The sequence below is a fragment of the Pseudoalteromonas nigrifaciens genome (assembly GCF_002221505.1).
GTDB lineage: Bacteria > Pseudomonadota > Gammaproteobacteria > Enterobacterales > Alteromonadaceae > Pseudoalteromonas > Pseudoalteromonas nigrifaciens.
In genome coordinates, this window is the sequence record NZ_CP011036.1 from 2,634,321 (window position 1) to 2,658,918 (window position 24,598).

At 41.5% G+C, this 24,598-nt stretch carries 23 protein-coding genes; 7 read left to right on the top strand and 16 right to left on the bottom strand.

What is annotated here, in order from left to right; genetic code table 11:
- Positions 1-156 precede the first annotated feature (156 nt).
- Positions 157-1,359 (top strand): MFS transporter, encoded by a 1,203-nt coding sequence (locus PNIG_RS12505; protein WP_011328864.1) that lies wholly within the window; start codon positions 157-159, stop codon positions 1,357-1,359.
- 60 nt (positions 1,360-1,419) lie between these two features.
- Here PNIG_RS12505 and PNIG_RS12510 read toward each other — a convergent pair whose 3' ends face one another.
- The 6 genes from PNIG_RS12510 to PNIG_RS20410 form a co-directional block, all read right to left on the bottom strand.
- Positions 1,420-2,466: an NAD(P)-dependent alcohol dehydrogenase gene (locus PNIG_RS12510; RefSeq protein WP_089368630.1), complete on the bottom strand. Its 1,047-nt coding sequence runs from the start codon at positions 2,464-2,466 to the stop codon at positions 1,420-1,422.
- A gap of 158 nt (positions 2,467-2,624) precedes the next feature.
- The gene (locus PNIG_RS12515) at positions 2,625-3,338 is read right to left on the bottom strand and encodes a DUF1499 domain-containing protein (RefSeq protein ID WP_086998780.1); all 714 of its coding nucleotides are present in this window, start codon (positions 3,336-3,338) and stop codon (positions 2,625-2,627) included.
- Positions 3,339-3,421: 83 nt separating this feature from the next.
- Positions 3,422-4,762 carry a DUF1501 domain-containing protein gene (locus PNIG_RS12520; RefSeq protein WP_089368631.1) on the bottom strand — a complete coding sequence of 447 codons (1,341 nt, stop codon included), beginning with the start codon at positions 4,760-4,762 and terminating at the stop codon, positions 3,422-3,424.
- Positions 4,763-4,772: 10 nt separating this feature from the next.
- The gene (locus PNIG_RS20400; protein WP_370446717.1) at positions 4,773-5,621 is read right to left on the bottom strand and encodes a DUF1800 family protein; all 849 of its coding nucleotides are present in this window, start codon (positions 5,619-5,621) and stop codon (positions 4,773-4,775) included.
- A 5-nt stretch (positions 5,622-5,626) separates the two neighbouring features.
- Complete coding sequence (locus PNIG_RS20405; protein ID WP_370446716.1) at positions 5,627-6,292, bottom strand: DUF1800 family protein; 666 nt, start codon at positions 6,290-6,292, stop codon at positions 5,627-5,629.
- Between the two features lie 21 nt (positions 6,293-6,313).
- A complete protein-coding gene (locus tag PNIG_RS20410) occupies positions 6,314-6,676 on the bottom strand; it encodes a PKD domain-containing protein (RefSeq protein WP_370446715.1) in 363 nt (120 codons plus the stop codon).
- Between the two features lie 170 nt (positions 6,677-6,846).
- On the opposite strand from PNIG_RS20410, the gene PNIG_RS12530 reads away from it, so the two are divergent.
- Positions 6,847-7,062 (top strand): hypothetical protein, encoded by a 216-nt coding sequence (locus tag PNIG_RS12530; RefSeq protein ID WP_011328869.1) that lies wholly within the window; start codon positions 6,847-6,849, stop codon positions 7,060-7,062.
- Positions 7,063-7,198: 136 nt separating this feature from the next.
- On the opposite strand, the gene PNIG_RS12535 is transcribed toward PNIG_RS12530, so the two are convergent.
- Positions 7,199-8,329 (bottom strand): S-(hydroxymethyl)glutathione dehydrogenase/class III alcohol dehydrogenase, encoded by a 1,131-nt coding sequence (locus tag PNIG_RS12535; RefSeq protein ID WP_011328870.1) that lies wholly within the window; start codon positions 8,327-8,329, stop codon positions 7,199-7,201.
- Positions 8,330-8,464: 135 nt separating this feature from the next.
- Positions 8,465-8,791 (bottom strand): DMT family transporter, encoded by a 327-nt coding sequence (locus PNIG_RS12540; RefSeq protein ID WP_011328871.1) that lies wholly within the window; start codon positions 8,789-8,791, stop codon positions 8,465-8,467.
- Between the two features lie 167 nt (positions 8,792-8,958).
- Here PNIG_RS12540 and PNIG_RS12545 point away from each other — a divergent pair, with 167 nt between their 5' ends.
- Positions 8,959-9,825, top strand: coding sequence for a LysR family transcriptional regulator (locus tag PNIG_RS12545; protein ID WP_011328872.1), 867 nt, complete (start codon positions 8,959-8,961; stop codon positions 9,823-9,825).
- Positions 9,826-9,900: 75 nt separating this feature from the next.
- Here PNIG_RS12545 and hrpB read toward each other — a convergent pair whose 3' ends face one another.
- Together hrpB and PNIG_RS12555 are read right to left on the bottom strand one after the other, a co-directional pair.
- Complete coding sequence (hrpB, locus tag PNIG_RS12550) at positions 9,901-12,327, bottom strand: ATP-dependent helicase HrpB (protein WP_089368632.1); 2,427 nt, start codon at positions 12,325-12,327, stop codon at positions 9,901-9,903.
- Positions 12,328-12,476: 149 nt separating this feature from the next.
- Positions 12,477-12,890 carry a group II truncated hemoglobin gene (locus PNIG_RS12555; RefSeq protein WP_011328874.1) on the bottom strand — a complete coding sequence of 138 codons (414 nt, stop codon included), beginning with the start codon at positions 12,888-12,890 and terminating at the stop codon, positions 12,477-12,479.
- A gap of 265 nt (positions 12,891-13,155) precedes the next feature.
- On the opposite strand from PNIG_RS12555, the gene PNIG_RS12560 reads away from it, so the two are divergent.
- Positions 13,156-13,353: a CsbD family protein gene (locus PNIG_RS12560; protein WP_011328875.1), complete on the top strand. Its 198-nt coding sequence runs from the start codon at positions 13,156-13,158 to the stop codon at positions 13,351-13,353.
- 62 nt (positions 13,354-13,415) lie between these two features.
- On the opposite strand, the gene PNIG_RS12565 is transcribed toward PNIG_RS12560, so the two are convergent.
- Together PNIG_RS12565 and PNIG_RS12570 are read right to left on the bottom strand one after the other, a co-directional pair.
- Positions 13,416-14,021, bottom strand: a complete 606-nt coding sequence (locus PNIG_RS12565) for a hypothetical protein (protein WP_244181041.1) — start codon at positions 14,019-14,021, stop codon at positions 13,416-13,418.
- A 213-nt stretch (positions 14,022-14,234) separates the two neighbouring features.
- A complete protein-coding gene (locus PNIG_RS12570) occupies positions 14,235-15,209 on the bottom strand; it encodes a transposase (protein WP_089368633.1) in 975 nt (324 codons plus the stop codon).
- 137 nt (positions 15,210-15,346) lie between these two features.
- Between PNIG_RS12570 and PNIG_RS12575 the strand changes: the two genes are divergently transcribed.
- Entirely contained in the window at positions 15,347-15,835 is a 489-nt protein-coding gene (locus tag PNIG_RS12575) for an Sbal_3080 family lipoprotein (RefSeq protein ID WP_011328878.1), read from the top strand.
- Positions 15,836-15,970: 135 nt separating this feature from the next.
- On the opposite strand, the gene metH is transcribed toward PNIG_RS12575, so the two are convergent.
- Genes metH through metA form a run of 3 tightly spaced genes read right to left on the bottom strand, consistent with a single transcriptional unit; the run spans position 15,971 to position 20,630 of the window.
- A complete protein-coding gene (metH, locus tag PNIG_RS12580; protein WP_089368634.1) occupies positions 15,971-18,601 on the bottom strand; it encodes a methionine synthase in 2,631 nt (876 codons plus the stop codon).
- 12 nt (positions 18,602-18,613) lie between these two features.
- On the bottom strand, positions 18,614-19,693 hold the full coding sequence (locus tag PNIG_RS12585; protein WP_011328880.1) for a homocysteine S-methyltransferase family protein: 1,080 nt from the start codon (positions 19,691-19,693) through the stop codon (positions 18,614-18,616).
- Positions 19,683-20,630: a homoserine O-acetyltransferase MetA gene (gene metA, locus PNIG_RS12590; RefSeq protein WP_011328881.1), complete on the bottom strand. Its 948-nt coding sequence runs from the start codon at positions 20,628-20,630 to the stop codon at positions 19,683-19,685. Before metA ends, PNIG_RS12585 begins: the two co-directional genes overlap by 11 nt.
- 240 nt (positions 20,631-20,870) lie before the next feature.
- On the opposite strand from metA, the gene ettA reads away from it, so the two are divergent.
- Entirely contained in the window at positions 20,871-22,544 is a 1,674-nt protein-coding gene (gene ettA, locus PNIG_RS12595) for an energy-dependent translational throttle protein EttA (RefSeq protein WP_011328882.1), read from the top strand.
- An 86-nt stretch (positions 22,545-22,630) separates the two neighbouring features.
- Positions 22,631-23,539, top strand: coding sequence for a histone deacetylase family protein (locus PNIG_RS12600; protein WP_011328883.1), 909 nt, complete (start codon positions 22,631-22,633; stop codon positions 23,537-23,539).
- 171 nt (positions 23,540-23,710) lie between these two features.
- Here the strand turns inward: PNIG_RS12600 and cyoE are convergent, their stop codons facing one another.
- Positions 23,711-24,595 carry a heme o synthase gene (cyoE, locus tag PNIG_RS12605; RefSeq protein ID WP_089368635.1) on the bottom strand — a complete coding sequence of 295 codons (885 nt, stop codon included), beginning with the start codon at positions 24,593-24,595 and terminating at the stop codon, positions 23,711-23,713.
- Positions 24,596-24,598 lie beyond the last annotated feature (3 nt).

Below are 24,598 nucleotides of genomic sequence, written 5' to 3' on the forward strand. Positions count from 1 at the left end.
TAGATGACGCCCTATGTTATTTGGCTTAAAATGGCCGCCTATTTATTCCCAGCATTTACAACAACACTTCTTTTGCTTTTTTCGCAGCAACAACACTTTACAGTTTGCTTGTTGCCCTAGTTTTTATGAATTAAACATTAATCTCAAAGGATTTTTATGACCGCTAATGTAGCGCCGCCATCTAATCAACTTAACCGAACAGCTATATTAATCGTGCTTGCGCTCGGTACTTTTATTTTAGGATTATCTGAATTTTCGATGATGCCTATGCTGCCACTGATCAGTGAAACTTTTGGCTCAACGCCTTCGCAAAGTGGCTACGCTATAAGCGCTTATGCTTTAGGTGTTGTTGTTGGTGCGCCCATTTTAATGTTAACTACTGCAAACATGAGAAAACGCAAAGCGTTGCTTATATTTTTAAGCTTAATGTGTATTTCTAATAGCTTAAGCGCTTTTGCAACGTCACTTGAGCAATTGGTATTGTTTCGCTTTTTAAGTGGCTTGCCTCATGGTGCCTATTTTGGTGCAGCTATTTTATTAGCCTCTGAAATTGCCCCTGCAGGTAAGCGTGCAAGCTTTATGTCGAAAGTTTTTATGGGTTTGACCATTGCCACCATTGTTGGCGTACCTGTGGTAACTTTAGTAGGACAAAACTTAAGCTGGCGTTACTGCTTAGCCGGTGCAGGTGTTTTAGCTTTTATTGCTTTTATTTTTGTATATAAAGTTGTGCCAAATATTGAAAACACTAAACCATCTAATTTACTTAATGAGTTTGGAGTATTAAAAAACAAGCTGGTTTGGTCTATTTTGGGTATTGTAATTATTGGTTTTGGTGGGGTATTTTGTATTTATACCTATGTTGCCGATACTATTTTAGAAGTAACCGAAACAGCGCCCTACACCATTTCGATTGCTATGGTGATGTTTGGTATTGGCTCAACATTAGGTAATTATGTATTAGGTAAAGCGGCAGATAAATCTGCAATTAAAACAACTGGCTTAGTACTGGTTTGCACTATTGTATTTGCCTTTGCTTATGTAACCGCAAGCTATAACATTTGGCTGCTTTATGGGGTTATATTTTTTATTGGCTGCAGTTTAGGTTTAGCAACGCTAGTACAAACCTTACTAATGGATGTGTCTCCTAATGGGCATGCCATGATAGGCGCGTTAGTACAGTGTGCTTTTAATGTTGCTAATGCAATTGGCCCTTGGGTTGGAGGCATTGCAATTGCGCAAGGTGCCGCGCCAAATCAAACAGGCTATGTTGCCGCTGCTCTTTTTGTTGGTGGGTTTATTATGTGGTTACTTAGCTACTTACAAATGAGCAATAAATCGTTTGTAGCAAAAGAGGCTTAATAGTTAACTAAAAAGAGCCGCTAATTTGCGGCTCTTTTTATTTTTAATTACTAAGTGTAATTAAACACTTAACGATGCCATATCAATAACAAAACGATAACGAACGTCAGACTTTTCCATTCGCTCATAAGCTGTATTTATTTCATCAATATTGATCATTTCACATTCGGGTAAGACATTATGCTCGCCACAAAAATCAAGCATTTGCTGCGTTTGTGCAATACCACCAATAAGTGAGCCTGCAATACGGCGACGCCCCATTAATAATGGCACTGTGCTTAGCTCATCAACCGGGCCAACCTGACCAACAATAACCAGTGTACCATCAATATCTAGCAGTGGTGTGTAAATAGATAGATCGTGCTTTACCGGTACGGTATCAATAATAACGTCGAAGGCTGACTGCGCACTTTCCATTGCATCATCGTTTGACGACACTAAATAATGCTGGGCACCTAGTTTAACCGCATCGTCTTTTTTAGACTCACTACGGCCAACTACCGTAACGCTTGCGCCCATAGCGACAGCGTTTTTAACCGCCATATGACCAAGCCCACCTAAACCAACCACAGCAACACGACTGCCTTTTTTAACGCCCCACTTATGTAATGGCGAGTAGGTAGTAATGCCTGCACACAACAGCGGTGCAACACGCGACAGCTCTAAGTTTTTAGGTACTGAGAGTACGAACTCTTCACGCACTACAACATGTTTAGCATACCCACCTTGGGTCATATCGCCGTTAACACGATCTGTTCCTGCGTATGTGCCTACCATGCCTTCACGGCAAAACTGCTCTTCGTTATTATCGCACTGATCGCAACTTTTACATGAGTCGACCATACAGCCAACAGCAACCGTATCGCCTTGCTTATATTTTGTAACGTCGCTACCTACCGACATAACCTTACCAACAATTTCGTGTCCGGGTACTAACGGGTAGCGACTACCACCCCAATCATTACGTACCGCGTGTAAGTCTGAATGACAAACTCCACAGTATAATATTTCAATTTCTACATCGTTATCTCGTAAATCGCGGCGCTCAAAAGAAAACTCGGTGAGTTCTGAACCTTGGCTTTTTGCTGCATATCCTACTGTTTTCATAATAACTCCATAGTATGTTAAAAATATAAATACCAAATAAGTATACTTGCTTAGCTGTGAACACTAACTGATGATAAAAAACCCAAGCCGTACGCTTGGGTTCCATTTGATTGCTGATAACTTAATTGTTAGTAACTTAACATTTAGGTTTGCCCTAATTATTTTGCCAGTACCGCGTTTAATTCATCTACAAATGTATGAATACGCTCTGCATTTTTACCTAAATCACTGCGACCAATACGCGACTTACTACGAATATCAACAAAACGCTGAGAGCCTTCATCTTTAATACGCACCACTATATCGTCTTTAAAACCAAACCAGGTGGTTGTCTCGGTTGCTTCAACAATCCCTTGACTGGCATCGCTATTAACTAACTCCCAACCCAAATTTTTAATCGCTTGCACTGTAGCCACTACTAGCTCACTTTTTGGGTAAGCATAATTAAGGGTAGTCAGTTCTGGGTAAGCTTTAAGCTGTTGCGCAGCCGTTTCTGCTCCGGCATAGGTCACTGGGTTTGGCGCATCGGCACGCAGTGGTGCAATAGCTACAAACTTTGGTGGATTAACTACGTCTGTCGAAATATCATGAATTGGCGGCACACTTTTCGCTTTATCCATCATATTAAGCGGCATAAAAATAGCAATACCCGCAAATATAACAGCCACTACAGTGCTACTTACAGTGGCTGTTTTACGCATAAATATAACCTGCACCAAAAGTAATACAAGCGCAGCTCCCCCCACGTAAACACCAAACCTAAATCCAGCAAATGCAGTGCCTAACTCAACAACACCAAATTTATATAATGGCCCGGGTAATACAACCATTAAAAAGGCGATTAAACTCACCAAACTTACTAAAACTTTCATTAATTTACTCCATTACATGAATTTTTTATTCGTAAACAGTTTTATACTGTTTGCGATGGAATTTGGGTTACATTAATAACGAATTAAACCATAAAATCTAATGTCGACTGATTAAAGTATCTTAAGTTTGGAAATATATCACCTAATTCTGATGCAGGAACACCAAACCACTTAGCTAGTGTGGCAAAATATTGCTCATTTGCAACACTTGGTATTAATCGCCCTCGGCCGGTATCTTGTGGTCCGCCTAAATGTTGAGTTAATAACTCCCCATATATATTGGCGCCTTTAACTGCGCCTCCCATAACGATTTGGTTTCCTGCCCAACCATGATCCGTGCCATCGCCATTAGATGTTAGCGTACGGCCAAAGTCCGACATAGTAAACGACGTTACTTTGTCAGCCATATTCAGCTCATTCATCGCACTATTAAACTCGTTAAGTCCTTGTGCTAGTGTGCTAAGCAATGCAGGGTGAGTATTCAATTGATTATCGTGTGTATCAAACCCTCCCATAGAAACAAAAAACACTTGGCGCTGCGTACTTAACTTTGCTTGCACACTAATCGCCTTAGCTACCGCAGCTAGTTGCTTCGACAACCCTGTATCACTAAATGAGGTAATAAGTTCAGGGGCGGCTTCAAGCGCACTATTCATTGTTTGGGTATTTCTAATCGCCGAATTAAAACTATTAGCGTAAGCACCCGTTAATGGATGATTCGTATTACCCATTATACGGTTCATAATATTGGTTACATGCTCAGTTCTTGGCTGATAACCGCCAAAAGCGTTTACTTTACTTATACCGCTTTTATTAAGCGAAAACGCCTTAGTTTGCGCGCCTGTTTGCCAAAGATTGGTGCCATCGAGCGATATGTTTGCAGCAAACTGATCTTGCTGATTTAAGCGCTCTAGCAAACGCGCTCCCCAACCATTATTTAGCGATTCCTTTTCACGACCATACATCCACGCTGCTTGTTGATTGTTATGTGAAAACAAGTGTTGAGGCAGCGGTACTGCTTTATTTTTATAATCGTCAAGCGTGGTTGGTGCAAGCAAAGTACCTACTCCGCCAACAAATGCCAAGTTAGCCGAATCAAACACACTTTGCATGGGTGCAAGCGCTGGGTGCAGCCCTACACCACCAGCAAACGACGAATTAGTATTAAGCGCAATAGGCGAAGCAACCGCCAAATTTTGCCTGCTTTTTTCATACAAATTTCGTTGCTCGCCCTCTAACGGCATTAGCATATTTAGTGAATCGTTACCGCCATATAAAAATATACATACTAGGGCTTTATAATCACCCAATTCAATAGCATTTGTTGAACCCGTTAATGCTTGAAGTTGTAAGCTGGTTAGCGCCGCTGCCGACACCCCGCCTTTTAAACATAATGACAAAAATTGCCTTCTATTTATGCTCATTATGCCTCTCCTAATACTGCAAATTAAATTCAGGTGAAATAGCAATCATATAAAGTAAATACGATACCCGCTGACGATCTTGATTATCAATAAAATAGGCACTTAAATCGAGTAACGCCTGGCGTGTTTCGTGGCTCATTGAACCGGCAAAATACAACACATTGTACTGATCAAGTAACGACTCTATGCCATAATTTTTTAGATGGTTCATATCGTTTTTAATATAGACGTATAGTAATTTTGGACTTAAAGATGTTTTTCCTTCAGCCGCATTCCACACTAAATCTGCAAAGTGCTTATTCATTATGCCAATTATTGTAGAGTCATTTGCTATTTGTAACTCTGGAGCAACTAAGCCATCACTACGTAAATAAACAGGTTGGTAATCGGGCCTGTAAAAGTTAAATACTGAGGGCGACTTCATTGGCCCCTGTCCATAGGTATTGTATAAACCCCACGTGTTGTAATAACCGTTACCGGTTTTAGCATCTAGATTTCGCCAAAACTGTATTGTGGTTATCAGTGGCTCTTTTAGTTTCCCTTGATAATTTAAAACACTGCCAAAATGGCGTGCATCATCTAAATAAATAGCCTTTATTACCGCGGCTAAATCTCCTCGTACTCCAGCGCCGTTATCATTAAAAACACGAGCAACACGGGTAACATATTGCGGTGTTGGGTTTGAGGTAATTAAACGCTGTATGAGTTGTTTACTAATAAATGGCGCTACATTATTGTGATTAAATAGGTTATCGAGCGCTATTTGCAGTGTTTCTTCTGGTCCGTAGCCCTCGGGGATAATTTCGCCATTTAACAATGTTTTTTGTTTACTAGAGTGATACTCGCTAAACGCTTTCATTGGATTTACATAATCACGTTTTTTTTCTTAAAAGTTTCACTAGCTGCAAATGTCCACCCAGTAAAAACGCGCGCAAATCCTTCTATTTGAGCCTGACCGTAGGTGGCAATTGTATTACCTTGCGCATCAAGCTTTGGAGTAGCGTCTAAATTTAACTCTTCAAGGCCTATTGTAAGTAACTGCATTACTTCGCGGGCGTAGTTTTCATCTGGGCGAATATTAAGCTCATCATTTGCCTTTTCATTCCCTAAATGGCTTAAAAAAGTACCCATAATTGGCGACAGCGTTACGTCTTCTAGTCGCTCTCTATAGTTACCAAAAGCATGTTTAAGCAAAATATCGTAGTAAGTGATCATGCCCTCGGGCTGATTACCTACATTACTACTTGCATCCGATACAACCAATATTTGACTCAATGCAAAGGCAACACGTTGGCGTAGTTGATCGTTGCTATGCAACCCCCCCTTCCACCACGCATCAATCCTATTAATATACTGAAATTTGTTTTCATCAGGGCTTTTCACTAAATAACCACGATGGTAGTTAATTGGTAACGCCATTTGTTGCTCAAGCCACTGCTGTTCGCTTAACCCTTGAGCTTGGCGTATTTCACTTAATGTGGGGCCCATACTGCCTTGCTGTAATATACGTGCGGCAGCAGTTTCATCCATACTATTACGCGCAAAAAAAACTCACAGTTTTAACGTTGGTAGCCCTTCATTATCGGTTGCCGTTACGCTAAAAGCGTACTCCATTGCTGCATGGCTTTGCGCATCTGGTAAAGTAATAGTGATACTACTGGCATTTACAGGTGCATTAAGTACTTTAAGCCCCGCAGTTTGTTCCCACACAACACTACTGATAACGCCATCGGCATCGTCAACTGTTGCATTTAAATCAATAGTTTGACCTTTAACTATATCGTTTTTGATATTGGTTATTGATAGGGAGGGGATTTTATTTGTGCTTATAACTGCTGTCTCATCTGAGCCAGAGCCACCGCAAGCACTGATAAACAAAGCAGAGCTTGCTAGTAAAAAAGTTCTATAGTACATGTAAATTTGTTCTCACCTTTAATTAAAGCACAACAGTGCTTACTGCAATTAACACATCAATTGAAACATAAAAATTACATGTTTACTCTTTATTTTTTGTAACCGAAACTTGACTAATTAGCAAAAATGCACAAACTACGGGGGTTAAACTAGCCAGAGCCTTATTATTTATGAAAACAGAAATTAGCTATCGTTTTGAATCTTCTCAAGTTGCCAACCGATTTATACATCTACTTAAAAATTGGCCCATTAATGATGTAAAAACAAAATTATTTAATGGCGGCAATTGCGTAAAGGTTAATTATGACTATGACGAGAGTGGTTTTGACTACACAGTTGCAGAGCTTGACGATTTAGCCGAAACACACGGCGGTAAAGAAATTTAAAAACAATGCTTATATATTTTGAAGTGTTTTTGGCTGGATCTACTTTTTTTAAAACTGATGGATTGTTGATTAGTAACTATAAATTAAACAAAAAAAGCACTATGGTTTAATTAAACCATAGTGCTGCTGTTTATCGTTATTTATCGAAATGAATAACAGTGCGAATACTTTCGCCTCTGCGCATTAAATCGAACGATTCGTTAATATCTTCAAGTCCCATTGTATGGGTAATAAAGTCACTTAACTTAAATTCACCCGCTAAATAACGTTCTACATAATCAGGTAATTCGCTGCGACCTTTAACCCCACCAAATGCTGAGCCTCTCCATACTCTACCCGTTACCAATTGGAACGGACGGGTTGAAATTTCTTGCCCCGCACCAGCAACACCAATAACCACAGACTCACCCCAGCCTTTATGGCAGCACTCTAGCGCAGAGCGCATTAGGTTAACATTACCAATACACTCAAACGAGTAATCAACACCGCCATCGGTCAACTCTACAATTACATCTTGAATTGGTTTGTCGTAGTCTTTAGGGTTAATAAAGTCGGTAGCGCCTAGTTTTTTTGCTAATTCAAACTTACTTTCGTTAATATCTATAGCAATAATTCGGCTCGCTTTAGCCATAGTTGCGCCAATAACTGCCGACAAGCCTATGCCACCAAGGCCAAATATAGCTACTGTTGCGCCTTCTTCAACTTTTGCAGTATTCATTACCGCGCCCATGCCGGTTGTAACACCACAGCCTAATAAACACACCTCTTCTAATGGTGCAGATTTATTAACTTTTGCTAACGAAATTTCTGGTAATACCGTGTATTCAGAGAAAGTTGAACAACCCATATAATGAAAAATTGGCTGTCCGTCTTTGTAAAAACGAGTGGTGCCATCAGGCATTAAGCCTTTACCTTGAGTTTCACGAATTTTTTGACACAAGTTAGTTTTACCCGATAAACAAAACTTACACTCGCCACACTCTGGTGTATATAAAGGAATAACGTGATCCCCAACTTTTACACTCGTTACGCCCTCGCCAACTTGCTCAACGATACCACCGCCTTCGTGGCCTAAAATAACCGGAAAAATCCCTTCAGGATCATCGCCAGATAAAGTAAAAGCATCGGTATGACAAACTCCAGAGGCAATAACTTTAACTAATACTTCGCCCTTGCGCGGCAGCATTACGTCAATTTCTTCGATAGATAAAGGCTGTTTTGGACCCCATGCTATGGCGGCTTTCGATTTTATAAACTTATCTGACATCTCGTTCTCTCTTAATTAATAAATTATTTAATATAAATGAACGTAAACACGTATTTTAGTTTAGTTCAGTTACCTTAATAATGCGCTGCTGCATATTATTTTTGGCTTAGAATTATGCTATTCATTTTAAAGCAATTAATGGCTATGCCCTTGCGATAGGTTAATCATTGCAATGCCTATGGCCACCAATGCCATTCCTAACCAAGTGGATAGATCTAAATGCTGTTTATATACAAGGGTAGATAGTAGCGTAACGGTAACAATAGCTAACCCTGCCCACATCGCATGCACAATACCTACAGGCATGCCTTTCATTGCTTGGCCTAAAAAAACAAACGCAGCCAAATGGCCCAATAACACCACTATGCTGGGCAGTAACCTAGTAAAGCCATCTGTTTGTTTTAATGCCACATGCGACATTGCTTCTGCAATAACACCTAAAAATAAAAATACCCAACTCATATTTTTTCCTATTTATTTTGCGAGCTGTTGTATTAATGTCGATAACGTTATATCGACGATTTAACTTATTCACAGCATGTTTGTGTTGATGGCTGCTATTATATTTGTTTCTGTAAAAATGATAATATGCTATTTTTGAAATTAACTTGTACATATAGGTAACAATCATGCAGTGGGAAGGTATTAGTGAATTTGTACACGTTGCTGAAAATGCCAGCTTTACGCAAGCCTCAAAAAAAATGGCAATATCTACAGCGCAAGTAAGCAGGCAAATTAGTGCGCTCGAAAACCGGCTGAATGTGAAGCTGTTTTATCGTACTACGCGCAAAGTGTCGTTAACTGAAGAAGGCCGAGTGTTTTATCAGCATTGCCGCAGTGTGCTTGATGGCTTAGATGCTGCAGAGCGGGCTATAACTAATTTACAAACAACGCCCCAAGGTAAAATAAAGCTTACGGCTTCGGTAACTTATGGAGAGCAGCAAGTACTGCCTTTGGTTTCTGACTTTATGCTGCAATATAGTGAGGTCGCGGTTTCTGCTTACTTGAGTAATCAACAAATTGACTTAGTTGAAGGCGGATACGATTTAGCTATACGTATTGGTAAGCTGGCCGACTCGTCAATGATGGCAAAAAAACTCGGAACCAGAACCAGTTATGTGTGCGCATCGCCAGAATATCTGGAAAAACACGGCATACCACATGCAATTTCTGAACTGAGTAAACATAGTTGCCTACTAGGCACGCTTGATTATTGGCACTTTATGGAATCGGGAAAAGAAAAAAACATTCGCGTTGCCGGTAAGCTAAGATACAACAGTGGCTATAGCCTAGCGGATGCAGCATTAAAAGGATTAGGAATAGTACAACTGCCCGATTACTACGTGCAAAATCACCTGCAAAGTGGTGAACTAATTACCTTATTAGATAGCTATCGGGTGCCTGATGAAGGCATTTGGGCCATATACCCTCATAATCGTCACTTATCGCCAAAAATAAGGTTATTGGTCGACTATTTAGCAAAGCATCTTAGTTAGTATTTACGTACTTGAATAATATTAATCTCGAATTTAACTGTGAGGTTAATATTATTACTTCAACTAAGTACACGCTCACATTTTACTTTTCACTTTGTTAGTTGCAATACTGGTTGCAGGGCTATCGGGCCAAAAATGCTTGGGGTAACGCCCTTTCATTTCTTTTTGTACATCGCGATAACTGGTATTCCAAAAGTGTGCTAAATCTTGAGTAAGTTGCAACGAGCGTTTCCCCGGCGACAATAACTCCATCAGCAGTGGCAATTTCCCCTGCGCCAACAACGGCGTGCTGGTCATACCGTATACTTCTTGCATACGTACACTGAGCTTTGCAGGGCCTTCAAGCTGATATTCAATCCTAATATTAGAGCCGCTCGCTACCGTTAAACGCAGTGGCAGTAAGCTTTTTAAGGCACTTTGTTGTTGCCAGTCAAAACAATTTTGTAATGCCTCAAAGTAGTTAAACTTTTTAAGCTGCTCCAGGGTTTTAATATCTTGTAAAAATACACCTAGCCACTGCGGTGCCGTTTGAATAAGTTGTTGCTCGTTAATTTTCGGAAACTTTTCGCTCATTAGCTTACTTGCTAAGCTCATTCTAATTAATAGTTGCTCAGCGTCTTTTTGTTCATTAAACAGTGCAAAGCCATGTTTAGTAAATAAATTTAACCATGCTTTGGCGCGCTCACTTTTATCGAGTTTTTGCGCACTTGGCTGGCTAGTAAGGGTAATAGCGCCCAGTTTCACTTCGTCTTGATGGATAAAGCGTGCGGTTTTTTCATCAAACTCACAGCGAGTTTGCATGCTAAATAAATGCGGCAAATAGGCTTGCAGCTCAAATGGGCTAAGTGATGTGGCACTAAAAATACGCCCGCCTTTGTGCCCGCCCATAGTGGCAATTGCAAGGTAGTCGTCGTTATGCCAGTAATCGCGGTTTAGCTCAGCGCCTGCACCATTGGCAAGTAAGTATCCACTGCCACGCTTTTTCGCGATTCGATCGGGGTAAGCAAGCGCCACCAGCAAGCTTAAGTGCTCGGTATTTAAATCGCCATTTGACTCTTTTACTTTTAAGCGACTTTGCCAATATTTTAATTGCTGCTTGAATACCGGATGTGGCCGTTGTTGTTGGCTATGCAGCGCTAAGCTTAGCTCATTAGCAGTATTTACGCGGCTTTCAAGTAATGCCACCAAATAAATAGCGAGTCGATAAATACCGGGGAGTGCTTGCTCTAATGCCTGCGCTTTTAATAGCATATGCGCCAAACGAATATCAGCGCCAAAGCCTAACATTTTACTGCCAAGCGGTGTGAGCTTGCCTTTGCTGTCTATGGCTTCAAGCATGCTAAGTAAGTTACTTGCCTGTATGCCTTGCTGCTCAGTAGGCTTATCAAGCAAGGTTAGCTCCTCAATGCTTGCCCCCCACTGCTTAGCTTCTAGCATTAGTTGGCTTATGTCTGATGTGAGTATTTCGGGATTGTCGTGACTATTACGGCGCTCAAAAGTTTGCTTAGAGCCAAGCCTATAAACCACACCTGGCTCTATTCGCCCTGCACGCCCTGCACGCTGCACTGCCGATGAGCGCGATATGCTTTGTGTTGTGAGTTCAGTAACACCGGTTTTTAAATTAAAGGTCGCGGCGCGGCGTTTACCGCTATCAATCACAATCCTTATGCCTTCAATGGTTAAGCTAGTTTCGGCCACATTGGTAGTAAGTACCACCTTGCGCATCCCTTCAGGCGCAGGAGCAATAGCTGCTTGCTGGTTGGCTTTATCTTGCTCGCCAAATAGCGTTGCCACTATACAATTATTTGGTAAGTCAGTGAGTGCTTGTTGTACCCTGAGTATTTCGTGCTGCCCTGGTAAAAACACCAACGCGCTGCCTGTTTGCTCACTCAGTGCTTGTTTTATTATAGTGGGGATTGCATCAAGCCAGCGGCTTTCATCTTTTATGGGTATATATACTTCATCTATTGGATAGCTGCGCCCATTTGATTGAATTACAGGGCAAGCAAAAAACTCAGTGTAGCGCTGGGTATCAAGGGTTGCCGACATCAACATTATGGTTAAATCTTCGCGCAGCGCACTTTGGGTCTCTAACGCAAATGCCAATGAAGTATCGGCTGCAATAGAGCGCTCATGAAACTCATCAAATATCAGTAAATCAACATCGCTAAGCTCAGGATCGTTTTGCAGCATACGAGTAAGCATGCCTTCGGTAACTATTTCAAGGCGCGTATTAACACTTACTTTACTCTCACCTCTTATACGCAGGCCAACACTTTGGCCAACACTCTCGTTTTGACACTTTGCCAAGTAACTAGCAATATTACGCGCAGCTAAACGACGCGGCTCTAGCATTACAATACGTTTAAAGTGCCCATCACGCATAAGTTGCAGCGGCAACCAAGTAGACTTACCTGCACCCGGCGGCGCTTGCAGTAGCGTAATTGGGTTGCTTTGTAATGTTATTACGAGTTGTTGATATATGTTTTGAACCGGCAGCACAGCTATTTACCCTAAATTGCTTTACCGGCATTGTAACAAAAAACCGCAGCGTGACTGCGGTTGATGTTTAATAATTAATACTCTTTTACAAGCAACTAAGCTCAATAGGTTGCCCATTAGCTACCCACTTTCTACCTATTAACTCTCTACTAGCTACCCGATACCATTCTAATTCGCTCTGCGGGTACGCGCAATTGCTGCATTAAATACACTTTAAACGACTCTGCATAAGGCTGATCATCTACGGCTTTTTGCATGCATAATAGCCAAGCTTCACTTTCGGCAACGCCTACCGCCAAGTGTTTATGCGCCTGGGGAATGTTAATGCTGCCAAAATGCTCCGCGTACAGCTTAGGTCCGCCCATCCAACCTGACAAAAAGTAAGCTAACTTTTTACGCGACTGCGACAAGTCTTTACTGTGCATATCTCTTATGTGCTTAGCCTCTTTTAACTGTTGCATATAATCATAAAATGCATCAACCAGCTGGGTAATACCTACTAACTCCCCCGCCATTTTGTAAGAGCAATCTCCTACGCCATATTCACACACTTTAGTATCCATAACTCACTCATACCGTCTGTTTTATCGCAACATAATAACTTAAAACCTATATTGGATAAGCAATTATTACAAACTGCTATGTATATTTTGTATGCATTTAAAGAAGGACCACATAATTACACCCACCTTTTAGCCTTACTCTATTTATGATTGATATTAAGCTACTGATATTAATTACAAAAAATATTTATGCTTTTTTTTGGTATACGACTTGCTACTTTATAGTTGACTGTTAATTTCACTAATCTAAAGTAAGGAGCTACTTATGAACAGCGATCGTATCAAAGGTAATTGGAAAGAACTTAAAGGTAAAGCGCAACGTAAATGGGGCGACATAACCGACGATGATTTAGATAAAATTGAAGGTAGCCGCAAAGAGTTAGTTGGCAAAATTCAACAGCAATACGGTAAGTCGAAAGAAGAAGCCGAACGCGAAGTTGATGAATTTGAAAAAGACCATTAATTTTAGCTATTAGCTACTTAAAAATAACCGCCTTTGTTGGCGGTTTTGTTTTTGGCTAAACATTAATGAGCACTTATCACATCTTCAGCTAATAGTAGCTCATCACCTTTATATACTTCGAGCCAGCCTGGCGGGGATGTATCGCAACCAATAATAGTTACCTGTAACACATAACTATAACGACCATTTTTAAACGTATAATTATGATTGCCACCACTGCCTTCAAATGTAATATCGCCATTTAGTAAAACCATATCAGGCTTGTCGCTTGGCTTTTTATCAATACCCCACACTGCATAACGAAAATTATGATCGCCTAAATCATCCACACGAATATGGTAGTTAGCTGTTTTCCAATCAAGTACTGGCTTTTCAAAAGTATTGATACTTGCATGCAAAGATTGCTTACCTTGTTCTATTAAGCTTTTAGCAAGTGCCTGCTCTTTAGCGTTTTGGGTATTTACAGCAATAATTTTACCGTCGGTATCTACCCACATAACGCCGTTATTGAGCATAATGCCACGCCAACCTACACTATCCCAATCGGTATCAATGTTTGAACTGGCAATAACTGCAGTGAGTTCATCATTAAATACTTCATCAAAGCGGTTAATAAACTCAGGTTCATTTTTAATGTCAGGTATGGGATATAGAAACATAGAAAACATAGAATGACACCCACCCTAATAATTAATCCCTTTGGTGTTTATCTAAATAAACATTGCTGAGCTTAAAATCCCCTTAGCTTTGACAATCTCTCTGCTTATTAAAATAATATTCAAATAACGCTGTATTTAACTGCTTTTTATTCACTTTTAGGCATGCGAAATACTGTGCTTTCACAGTGAAGGGGAATAACGGGTAATTTTTGAAGTGAAATTTTAAGCCAGTAGCTTTTCGCAGTTACTAACGTTGGTGCGCCGCTTTCTGTTTAGGTGTTCGCAGTATCCTTCGTGTGACGCTGGGCGACCTACTGCGCCATGAAATACGCGACTAAATTGTGTGGTGAGTTTTAGCCAGTTTTCGGGGGTAATGTTTACTCTTTGTAACAGGGGTAAAGTGGTACTCTCAATATAGCCTTTCTTGTCTTCACGTATACAACGCCCGGTTAATTCTACTAGTTCAAGGTAAGATTTAAGCGCAAAGGGTAATCCTTTCGCCATGTGCTTTTTGGGTTTACCTGAAAAGCGCAGGAGTTGCTTCGGTTGCTTACCTGCAGTGGCACTTTCAATGCGTATTTTTACGCTGGTATGCTCTGATGTTTCTGGTGTTGTTGCTGCCTTTGCTCTTATTGGGTTTAAGTCAACATATGCCATACAGGCGATTAATGCGGCTTCATCTAAGAGGGCTTGTGATTTAAAGCGTCCCTCCCAAAAGCGGCCGGTACAGTTATCTTCTTTATTAGCTCTGCGCGCAATGTCTTCATTTAATAGCCGCATAAACCAACTGATATTAGCTAAGCGTTCTCGGTATTCATTGATTGTTTCATTTAGAAAGAGCCATTCAATTTTGCTTAGCTCTTCGCCTTGCAGGTATTTGTTAGTGAGTACAGTGCCTTTACAAAGCCTGTGCCACCGCTGAATAATGGCTTTATCGGTTAGTCGCTTGGCTTTTTTATCATCAACATAGAGTACTAAGTGCGTGTGATTACTCATTACTGCATACGCGCACACATCAATACAAAACACGTTAGCGAGGGCAAGTAATTTGCTTTCAACCCACCCTCTGCGATGTTCATACGATTGATTAGTAAAGTTGTCTACGCCGCATAAAAATGCACGGCGTACACAGCGCGAAATACAGTGATAGTATTTTGTATCGACCAAACTAACCTGACGTTTTCTTGCGATAGCCATGTGACACCCTGCTTAATTATTGCACTAAAAAGAGCATAGTTAATTACACTGATATTACAAATATTAAGGTGGGTGTCTGTTTAATTTTTACCATGGTATTATTTATAAGATCTATATAATTATTGGAAATTAATTTAATGTTAAGATGCTTCACCGCTATATCTACAATATTGTTACTCTCTGGTTGTGCTAACAATGCAATTGTTGAGCTTCAAAAACTAGATTCAAAAAGTTTAACAAACAAAAATATACAAATAATCGATGATGGTAAAACTAAAGATTCAATTAAACATATCATTGCTGGCAAGTTAGATAAATACGGCTTTAAATATCAAATTGTCGATATTTCACAGTCTAACTCTAACGTAACAAATAACCCTAAGCTGACTTACTCTGCAAACTGGTGGTGGGACATGGCTAGTTATATGCGCTATTTGAACATTGAGATAAAAGACAACAGCCAAACTATCGCACTGGTAAAAATTGACACCGTGAAGTGTGGTGGTTTTGACAAGTTTGGTTCAGCCCAACGACGCACTGAGATCACCTTAGATTTACTCCTAAGTGACTTGAGCAAAGAAGAAGCCAATGAACTGATTTGTCTTGGTGGCCAACCTAAAAACTAATCTAAAAAATTGAATAATAAAATTAATGTGTTGTGGCCAATTAATTCTAGACACTGAATTAATTGGTCACAATAGTTGTTAAAAACGAGCCAAATTTGGCTCGTTTTTGTTTTACTGATAACTGACCGCTCCGCTCTATTCCGGATCATACCCTAAGTTAGGCGATAGCCACCTTTCAGCTTCCTCTAACGTCATATTAGTTCGTTTAGCGTAATCTTCCACCTGATCCTTTTGTACTGCGGCTACGGCGTAATATTTAGCTTCCGGGTGCGAAAAGTACCAGCCCGAAACGGCCGCACCTGGCCACATGGCGTACGAGCTTGTTAGCTGCATGCCAATACGTTTTTCGGTGTCGAGCAACTGCCAAATTTTCTTTTTCTCGGTGTGCTCTGGGCACGCTGGGTAACCTGGCGCAGGGCGAATACCTTGGTAGTTTTCGCGTATTAGCTCATCGTTTTCTAGGTTTTCATCTGGTGCAAAACCCCAGTATTCTTTACGTACTTGCTCGTGTAGGTACTCGGCAAACGCTTCGGCGAGCCTGTCGGCAACGGCTTTAATCATTATTTTGTTGTAGTCGTCTTGCTGGGCGTCAAACGCATTAGCTAGGTCGTCTTCTTCCAACCCCCCCGTTACTGCAAATGCGCCAAAGTAATCTGGCGTACCTTTTGGGGCTATATAATCAGCTAGGCAGTAGTTAGCAAAATCGGTTTTTTCGGTTTGCTGGCGTAAATGGCACGAGGTAGTTAACACCTCTTTGCGTGTTTCGTCTGTGTATATTTCTATGTCGTCGCCAACGCGGTTTGCAGGGAATAAACCAATTACACCCAGTGGTTGCAAGCTGCCTGCTTTTTCAAGGTCGTCTAACATGTCGTTGGCGTCTTTAAATAAGCTTTGCGCTTGCTCGCCAACTACTTCATCGGTCATTATGCGCGGGTATTTACCGGCGATTGACCAGGTCATAAAGTATGGCGTCCAATCTATGTATTTACGCAGCGTAGTTATAGATACATTTTTAAACTCTTGCACGCCAAGCTGTTTAGGCACTGGTGGTGTGTAGTTATCCCAATCGAGTTTTGCGGCGTTATCGCGAGCACGCTGAATTGTCACTGGTTTTGAGCGTGGTTTTTTACGCGCTTGTTGCTCGCGTACTTTCACGTACTCGGCTTGTGTTTTTTCTAAAAAGTCACTTTTGTGCTCTTTCGATAATAAGTTTGAAACCACACCCACTGCACGGCTGGCGTTACTTACATACACTACGCCTTTATCGTACTGTGGCTCAATTTTAACGGCGGTGTGCGCTTTTGATGTAGTAGCACCACCAATTAACAGCGGCAGTTCAAAACCACGGCGTTTCATTTCTTTGGCTACGTGTACCATTTCGTCAAGCGATGGGGTAATTAGCCCCGATAAACCAATAATATCGGCTTTTTCATCGATTGCGGTTTGCAGTATTTTATCAGCAGGCACCATTACGCCTAAGTCGATTACTTCGTAGTTATTACATTGCAGTACTACGCCAACAATGTTTTTACCTATGTCGTGTACGTCGCCTTTTACCGTGGCCATTACAATTTTGCCGTTGGTTGAACCTTCTTCTTTCTCAAGCTCAATGTAGGGATCTAGGTAAGCTACGGCGCGCTTCATTACACGGGCCGATTTAACTACTTGTGGTAAAAACATTTTACCTGCACCAAATAAGTCACCTACTACGTTCATGCCGTCCATTAACGGGCCTTCAATTACGTGAATAGGTTTAGCGGCAGCAGCGCGGCACTCTTCGGTATCTACTTCTATGTATTCGGTAATGCCTTTAACAAGGGCATGCTCAAGGCGTTTTTCAACGCTCCAACTGCGCCATTCTAAATCTTCAACGCGCTCAGCTTGTGCCATGCCTGAGTACTTAGGCGCAAGCTCTACTAAACGCTCGCCTGCACCTGGATCGGTGTTGAGTATTACGTCTGTAACGGCTTTGCGTAGTTCTTCTGGTATGTCGTCGTAAACCGCCAGTTGCCCCGCGTTAACAATCCCCATATCCATACCCGCTTGAATAGCGTGATATAAAAATACTGAGTGAATAGCTTCACGTACTGGGTTATTACCGCGAAACGAAAACGACACATTCGACACCCCACCCGACACTTTACAGTGCGGCAAGTTTTGCTTTATACGCCGTGTGCCTTCAATAAATTCGACCGCGTAGTTGTCGTGCTCTTCTATCCCTGTGGCTACAGCAAATATATTTGGGTCAAAAATAATGTCTTCGGGCGCAAAGCCAACTTCTTCTACTAATATTTTGTAGCTACGCTCACATATTTCAAACTTTCTATCGGCGGTAGCGGCTTGGCCGTCGGTGTCAAAGGCCATAACTACAGCCGCTGCACCAAAACGTTTAATGGTTTTGGCTTGACGAATAAACGGCTCTTCGCCTTCTTTTAACGAAATTGAGTTAACAATGGCTTTGCCTTGAATGCACTTTAAACCGGCTTCTATTACTTCCCATTTAGAGGAGTCGACCATTATAGGTACGCGAGAAATATCGGGTTCTGAGGCAATTAAATTTAAAAACTTAACCATGGCGGCTTTTGAGTCCAACATGGCTTCGTCCATGTTTATATCAATTACCTGCGCGCCGTTTTCTACTTGTTCGCGAGCAACTGTTAACGCGGTTTCATAGTCTTCTTCCATGATCAAACGTTTAAACATGGCGGAGCCGGTTACATTGGTACGTTCGCCGACATTAGTAAATACTGCTATTTTTTGAGTCATGTTGGCGGCTCCTTAATTTAAGTTACAGGCTTCGAGGCCCGATAAACGCATGCGTACTTCAATTTCTGGCAACTGGCGTGGTTTAACGCCTTCAAGCCCTTTTGCAAAGGCGCGAATATGCGCAGGTGTGGTGCCGCAGCAACCACCTACAATATTAATAAAGCCCGACTTACCCCAATCAATAATTTCGGTTGCCATTTCTTTTGCTTCTAGGTCGTAGCCACCAAATTCGTTAGGCAAGCCTGCATTTGGATGCACAGAGGTAAAGGTTTCGCATACACGCGACAACTCTTGCACATATTGGCGCAGTAAATCTGGGCCTAAGGCGCAGTTAAGGCCTATAGAAAGCGGTTTAATATGGCGAATAGAGTTATAAAAGGCTTCGGTAGTTTGCCCCGAAAGCGTACGCCCAGAGGCATCGGTAATAGTGCCGGAGATCATAACTGGTAATGTGCGCCCTGCTTGCTCAAACGCTTCCTCTACTGCAAACGATGCAGCTTTAGCATTGAGGGTATCGAATATGGTTTCGATTAAAATAATATCGGCGCCACCTTCCATCAGTGCCAAGGTCGATTCTACATAGGCAGTAACTAAACGATCAAAGGTAACATTACGATAACCCGGATCGTTTACATCGGGCGACAATGAACAAGTTTTTGATGTTGGCCCAAGTACGCCCGCTACATAACGTGGTTTTTCGGGTGTTTTAGCACTAAACTCATCGCAAAGTAGCCGTGCCAATTTTGCCGACTCTAGGTTTATTTCACGGCTTAAATTAGCCATGTCGTAATCTTCCATCGAAATGGTGGTGGAGTTAAAGGTATTGGTTTCGATAATATCGGCACCGGCAGCTAAAAAGCTACGATGAATATCGGTAATTATTTTAGGCTGCGTAAGGCTTAGTAAATCGTTATTACCGCGAATAAGTACATGCCAATCTTTAAAGCGCTCACCGCGATAGTCTTGCTCTTCTAATTGGTGTGCTTGGATCATAGTGCCCATAGCGCCGTCTAAAATTAAAATTCGCTCTTTTAACGCTGCACTTAGTTCGTCGTGCTTATTTTGGTCATTATTAAGAGGGTTATTCGGCATAGTTGTTAGTCCTTACGTCTTGGCTAACTAAATTAATATCATAGGGTGTAGTTTGGTACACGTAATAATTTAACCAGTTCGAAAAAAGTAAAAAAGCATGGCTTTGCCACGTTTTTGAAGGTTGTTTAGTTGCATCATCATCTGGAAAGTAATTTTCGGGTTTGGGCGCATTGTCGCTTTTTTCGCAATCGCGTTGGTATTCAGCTTTTAACGAGTCGGCATCATACTCTGGGTGGCCGGTAATAAACACTTGGCTGCCCGACTTATTTTTAACTAAGTAAGCACCTACTTTCTCAGAACCCGCTAGCACGACTAGTTCATTGCAAGCATTTATTTTATTTACATCTACATGGCCATAACGCGAATGCGGCACTAAAAAGGTGTCGTCAAAGCCGCGCGTTAACGCCCCATGTTCAAAGTAACATTGGTGCGTAAATACGCCGCACAGTTTATCGGTTTTTAAATCGCGCTTTATTTTATAATGATGATAAAGCGCTGCATGCGCTGCCCAACACGAAAAAAGTGTAGACGTAACATGCTGCTCAGCCCAATCTAAAATTGCGGTAAACTCATCCCAATAAGCTACATCCTGGTACTCTAAATGCGCTAGCGGCGCGCCGGTAACTATTAATGCATCGTAGTTATTGTTTTTTACTTCTGAAAAATAACGATAAAAGGTGTCTAGGTGCTGCTCTGAATTACTGCTACTGCGATGAGTGTCAAGACGCAGTAGTTCTACATTTACTTGCAAGGGCGAATTGGCAAGCAAACGAATAAACTGTACTTCGGTTTCAACTTTATTAGGCATTAAGTTAAGAATAGCCAAACGCATGGGGCGAATTTCTTGCGTTTTTGCACGAGTTTGTGGCATTACAAATACGTTTTCTTGGCGCAGGCGAGCAATAGCTGGTAGCTCGTCTTTTACTGTAATTGGCATCCTTTTACTCCTATTCATCAAAACCGAAAACTTATTATGAACAGATAAGAAAAAATATCAACCAATAGATGTATAGATGTCTAAATATCCAAATGAAATTTTTTCATCCTATTTTATAATCGTTTTTGCGCACTTTATAGTTTGTTTGTCGGTTTAAAATTGGCCATTCGTTGACTGCCTCACCCGTCAACCACTACAATAGAGCATTGTAATTTTTATTATTATTTGAAGGTTTTTTCCATGGTTTTACCTGATAAATTTATATTCTCGATGAGTCGAGTTTCTAAGGTTGTGCCACCTAAGCGCACTATCTTAAAAGACATCTCGTTACACTTTTTCCCGGGCGCTAAAATTGGTGTGCTTGGTTTAAACGGCTCTGGTAAATCAACATTGCTACGTATTATGGCCGGTGTTGACCAAGACTTTGAAGGTGATGCCTTTCCACAACCAGGCACTAAAATTGGTTACTTACCGCAAGAACCTGTTTTAGACGAAAGCAAAACCGTACGCGAAATCGTTGAGCAAGCTGTTGGCGAAGTTAAATACGCGCTTAAACGCCTTGACGAAGTGTATAACGAATACGCCATGGAAGACGCTGACTTTGACGCACTTGCAAAAGAGCAAGGCGAGCTTGAAGCGGTTATTCAAGCGCACGATGGTCACAACATAGACAACGTTTTAGAGCGCGCTGCCGATGCACTACGTTTACCTGAGTGGGATGCTAAAATTGAGCACCTTTCGGGTGGTGAACGCCGCCGTGTTGCTATATGCCGACTGTTACTTGAAAAACCAGACATGCTTATTCTCGATGAGCCAACTAACCACTTAGACGCTGAGTCGGTTGCCTGGTTAGAGCGCTTCTTACACGATTACGAAGGCACAGTTGTGGCGGTAACGCATGACCGTTACTTCCTAGATAATGTAGCAGGTTGGATTTTAGAGCTTGACCGTGGTGAAGGTATTCCATGGGAAGGTAACTACTCTTCGTGGTTAGAGCAAAAAGATGCGCGCCTACAACAAGAGCAAAAATCTGAAAAAGCACGTCAAAAGTCAATTGCGCAAGAGCTTGAATGGGTTCGTTCAAACCCTAAAGGCCGCCAAGCTAAGTCAAAAGCACGTATGGCGCAGTTTACCGAAATGCAGCAGTCTGATTATCAAAAACGTAACGAAACCAACGAAATGTTTATTCCGCCTGGCCCACGTTTAGGGGATCAAGTGCTTGAAATAACTAACTTACGTAAAAGCTTTGGCGACCGTGTATTAATCGACGATTTAAGCTTTAGCATGCCAAAAGGTGCCATTGTGGGCATTATTGGTGCTAACGGCGCGGGTAAATCAACACTGTTTAAAATGATCAGCGGCGAGCAACAGCAAGACAGCGGCAACATCACCATAGGTGAAAGCGTACACATTGCAACGGTTGATCAGTTCCGTGACGGTATGGACGAAAGCAAAACTGTTTTCCAAGAAATATCAGACGGGCAAGACGTACTTAAAATTGGTAATTTTGAGTTCCCAAGCCGTGCTTACGTTAGCCGTTTTAACTTTAAAGGTAACGATCAGCAAAAGTTTGTTAAAGACCTATCGGGTGGTGAGCGTAACCGTTTACACCTTGCTAAGTTATTAAAAGCTGGCGGTAACGTGTTACTACTCGATGAGCCAACTAACGACTTGGACGTTGAAACACTACGTGCACTAGAAAACGCTATTTTAGAGTTTCCTGGTTGTGTAATGTGTATATCGCATGACCGTTGGTTCCTTGACCGTATTGCTACACATATTTTAGATTACCGCGACGAAGGCCAAATTAACTTCTTTGATGGTAACTACACTGAATACGAAGAGTGGCTTAAAAAGACGTTAGGTGCTGAGGCAACTCAACCTAAGCGTATTAAGTACAAAAAGATTGGCTAACAGCTAATTTTAAGCTCTAGGCAATAATTAAGCCCTGCATTTATGTAGGGCTTTTGTTTTATAACTATAACTACAAATAGAATTTTATGACCCTAAATCCTCACTTGCCGTTAGTTTATCATCCTAATTACTCGTTTAGCTTTGATCCTAAACATCGCTTTGTAATGAGTAAATTTGCACATTTATACCAGCACGTTAAGCAGTTAGGATTAGTTGGCGATAACTTAGTACAGCCGTTATTAGGTACGCCAGAGGCACTAGAATTAGTACACTGCGAAAACTATATTCACGACCTATATCATAATCAATTAGACGAAAAAGCCATGCGCCGTATTGGTCTACCTTGGTCAAAAGAGCTAATGGCGCGTACCTTTACAGCCCCACAAGGTACACTACAAACCGCTCGCTTAGCCCTTAAACACGGTATGGCATGCCATTTAGCAGGCGGTACACACCACGCGCATACTGATTTTGGCTCAGGCTATTGCATGGTTAACGACTTGGCTTTTACTACACAAACACTCATTGAGTCGGGTGAGGTTACTAATGTACTTATTTTTGATTTAGACGTACATCAAGGCGATGGCACCGCGGCCATGCTGCAACATCAGCCTTATGCGTATACCTGCTCGATTCATTGCGAAAAAAACTTTCCGTTTCGTAAATCCCCTAGCGATTTAGATATTGGTTTAACTAACAATATGCAAGACGCTGAGTATTTAGGCATAGTTGACGACACCCTGCAATTTTTGCTCAAAGAGCTAAACCCCGATTTAGTGCTGTACGATGCGGGAGTTGATGTGTGGCAACAAGACGGTTTAGGCAAACTCGATATTAGCTGGCAAGGTATAGAGCAGCGCGATCATCTCGTACTTAAACGCTGCCTTGAGCACAACACTCCGGTAGCTACGGTTATTGGCGGCGGTTACGACAGAGATCACCAGCGTTTAGCTCAGCGTCATGGCATTGTAGTTGAGCAAGCAGCACGTTTTTAATAGTTTTAGAGTTTTGGTATAAATACATATTGCAGCGGGCGTTAAAACGAAAAAAGGCTCCTCGAATATCTCAGAGCCTTTGTTAACTTTGGAATTAACTCGGTACTATTAACTCGGTACTATTAACTAGGTGTATTAACTAGGTATGATTAAATTAACCGCAACTTAAACTTAACTAAGTACGAGTAACTGCGGCGCTATGCTTTGATAATCTACCGCCATAGCAATACTAAGTGCGGTAATATTAATAATTGAAAACGCGAATACTTGGCGTGCCCAGCCGCTTATATCTATATTACGACGATAGCCCCGCAGCGCCATTAACAGCCACCAAAAACTAGTAATACAGGCAACCGCCATAAAAGCAGCACCGGTATAACCACTAATAGGTAGCAGCATTACAACCAAGGCATATATGGCAATATAAAGCACAATATGGCGTTTTGCTTTATCAATACCTTGCGCTACAGGTAATACAGGAATACCCGCTGCTTGGTAATCTTTAAAGCGAAAAATAGCAATGGCGTATGAGTGCGGCATTTGCCACAGGCTAAACATTACCAGTAAAATTAATGCCCCCATATCAAACTCCCCAGATACTGCGCAGTAACCAACAACCGGTGGCACAGCCCCCGATAAACTGCCAATAAAAGTGCCATAAACTGAGTTACGCTTCATGTAAAGGCTATAAACCCCTACATAAATAAAGTAACCAAAGGCGGCAAAAAATACTGCTGCAGGAGTGGTATAAGCTATTAATAAACCAAAGCCTATAATCCCCAATACCACCCCATGACATAAAGCAGCCATTGCAGACATTTCGCCCGTTACTGTTACCCGGGTGCGAGTACGCGCCATGGCAATATCTATATCTCGGTCAATCACATTATTAATAGCACAACCTGATGCAACCACTAGCGATAAGCCAATTAAGGTAGCAACCATTAGCCATGGGTTTATATCACCGCGGGAGGCTAGTAAAAACCCGCCCGCTACGCTGATTAAGTTACCCATAATAATACCTGGCTTAGTTACTGATAAATAACGACGAAACATCTT

Excerpts from the sequence above, each read along its gene's own strand:
- PNIG_RS12505 (WP_011328864.1), top strand. The coding sequence starts at position 157 with ATGACCGCTAATGTAGCGCCGCCATCTAATCAACTTAACCGAACAGCT.
- PNIG_RS12510 (WP_089368630.1), bottom strand. The coding sequence starts at position 2,466 with ATGAAAACAGTAGGATATGCAGCAAAAAGCCAAGGTTCAGAACTCACC.
- PNIG_RS12515 (WP_086998780.1), bottom strand. The coding sequence starts at position 3,338 with ATGAAAGTTTTAGTAAGTTTGGTGAGTTTAATCGCCTTTTTAATGGTT.
- PNIG_RS12520 (WP_089368631.1), bottom strand. The coding sequence starts at position 4,762 with ATGAGCATAAATAGAAGGCAATTTTTGTCATTATGTTTAAAAGGCGGG.
- PNIG_RS20400 (WP_370446717.1), bottom strand. The coding sequence starts at position 5,621 with ATGAAAGCGTTTAGCGAGTATCACTCTAGTAAACAAAAAACATTGTTA.
- PNIG_RS20405 (WP_370446716.1), bottom strand. The coding sequence starts at position 6,292 with ATGGATGAAACTGCTGCCGCACGTATATTACAGCAAGGCAGTATGGGC.
- PNIG_RS20410 (WP_370446715.1), bottom strand. The coding sequence starts at position 6,676 with ATGTACTATAGAACTTTTTTACTAGCAAGCTCTGCTTTGTTTATCAGT.
- PNIG_RS12530 (WP_011328869.1), top strand. The coding sequence starts at position 6,847 with ATGAAAACAGAAATTAGCTATCGTTTTGAATCTTCTCAAGTTGCCAAC.
- PNIG_RS12535 (WP_011328870.1), bottom strand. The coding sequence starts at position 8,329 with ATGTCAGATAAGTTTATAAAATCGAAAGCCGCCATAGCATGGGGTCCA.
- PNIG_RS12540 (WP_011328871.1), bottom strand. The coding sequence starts at position 8,791 with ATGAGTTGGGTATTTTTATTTTTAGGTGTTATTGCAGAAGCAATGTCG.
- PNIG_RS12545 (WP_011328872.1), top strand. The coding sequence starts at position 8,959 with ATGCAGTGGGAAGGTATTAGTGAATTTGTACACGTTGCTGAAAATGCC.
- PNIG_RS12555 (WP_011328874.1), bottom strand. The coding sequence starts at position 12,890 with ATGGATACTAAAGTGTGTGAATATGGCGTAGGAGATTGCTCTTACAAA.
- PNIG_RS12560 (WP_011328875.1), top strand. The coding sequence starts at position 13,156 with ATGAACAGCGATCGTATCAAAGGTAATTGGAAAGAACTTAAAGGTAAA.
- PNIG_RS12565 (WP_244181041.1), bottom strand. The coding sequence starts at position 14,021 with ATGTTTTCTATGTTTCTATATCCCATACCTGACATTAAAAATGAACCT.
- PNIG_RS12570 (WP_089368633.1), bottom strand. The coding sequence starts at position 15,209 with ATGGCTATCGCAAGAAAACGTCAGGTTAGTTTGGTCGATACAAAATAC.
- PNIG_RS12575 (WP_011328878.1), top strand. The coding sequence starts at position 15,347 with ATGTTAAGATGCTTCACCGCTATATCTACAATATTGTTACTCTCTGGT.
- metH (WP_089368634.1), bottom strand. The coding sequence starts at position 18,601 with ATGACTCAAAAAATAGCAGTATTTACTAATGTCGGCGAACGTACCAAT.
- PNIG_RS12585 (WP_011328880.1), bottom strand. The coding sequence starts at position 19,693 with ATGCCGAATAACCCTCTTAATAATGACCAAAATAAGCACGACGAACTA.
- metA (WP_011328881.1), bottom strand. The coding sequence starts at position 20,630 with ATGCCAATTACAGTAAAAGACGAGCTACCAGCTATTGCTCGCCTGCGC.
- ettA (WP_011328882.1), top strand. The coding sequence starts at position 20,871 with ATGGTTTTACCTGATAAATTTATATTCTCGATGAGTCGAGTTTCTAAG.
- PNIG_RS12600 (WP_011328883.1), top strand. The coding sequence starts at position 22,631 with ATGACCCTAAATCCTCACTTGCCGTTAGTTTATCATCCTAATTACTCG.
- cyoE (WP_089368635.1), bottom strand. The coding sequence starts at position 24,595 with ATGTTTCGTCGTTATTTATCAGTAACTAAGCCAGGTATTATTATGGGT.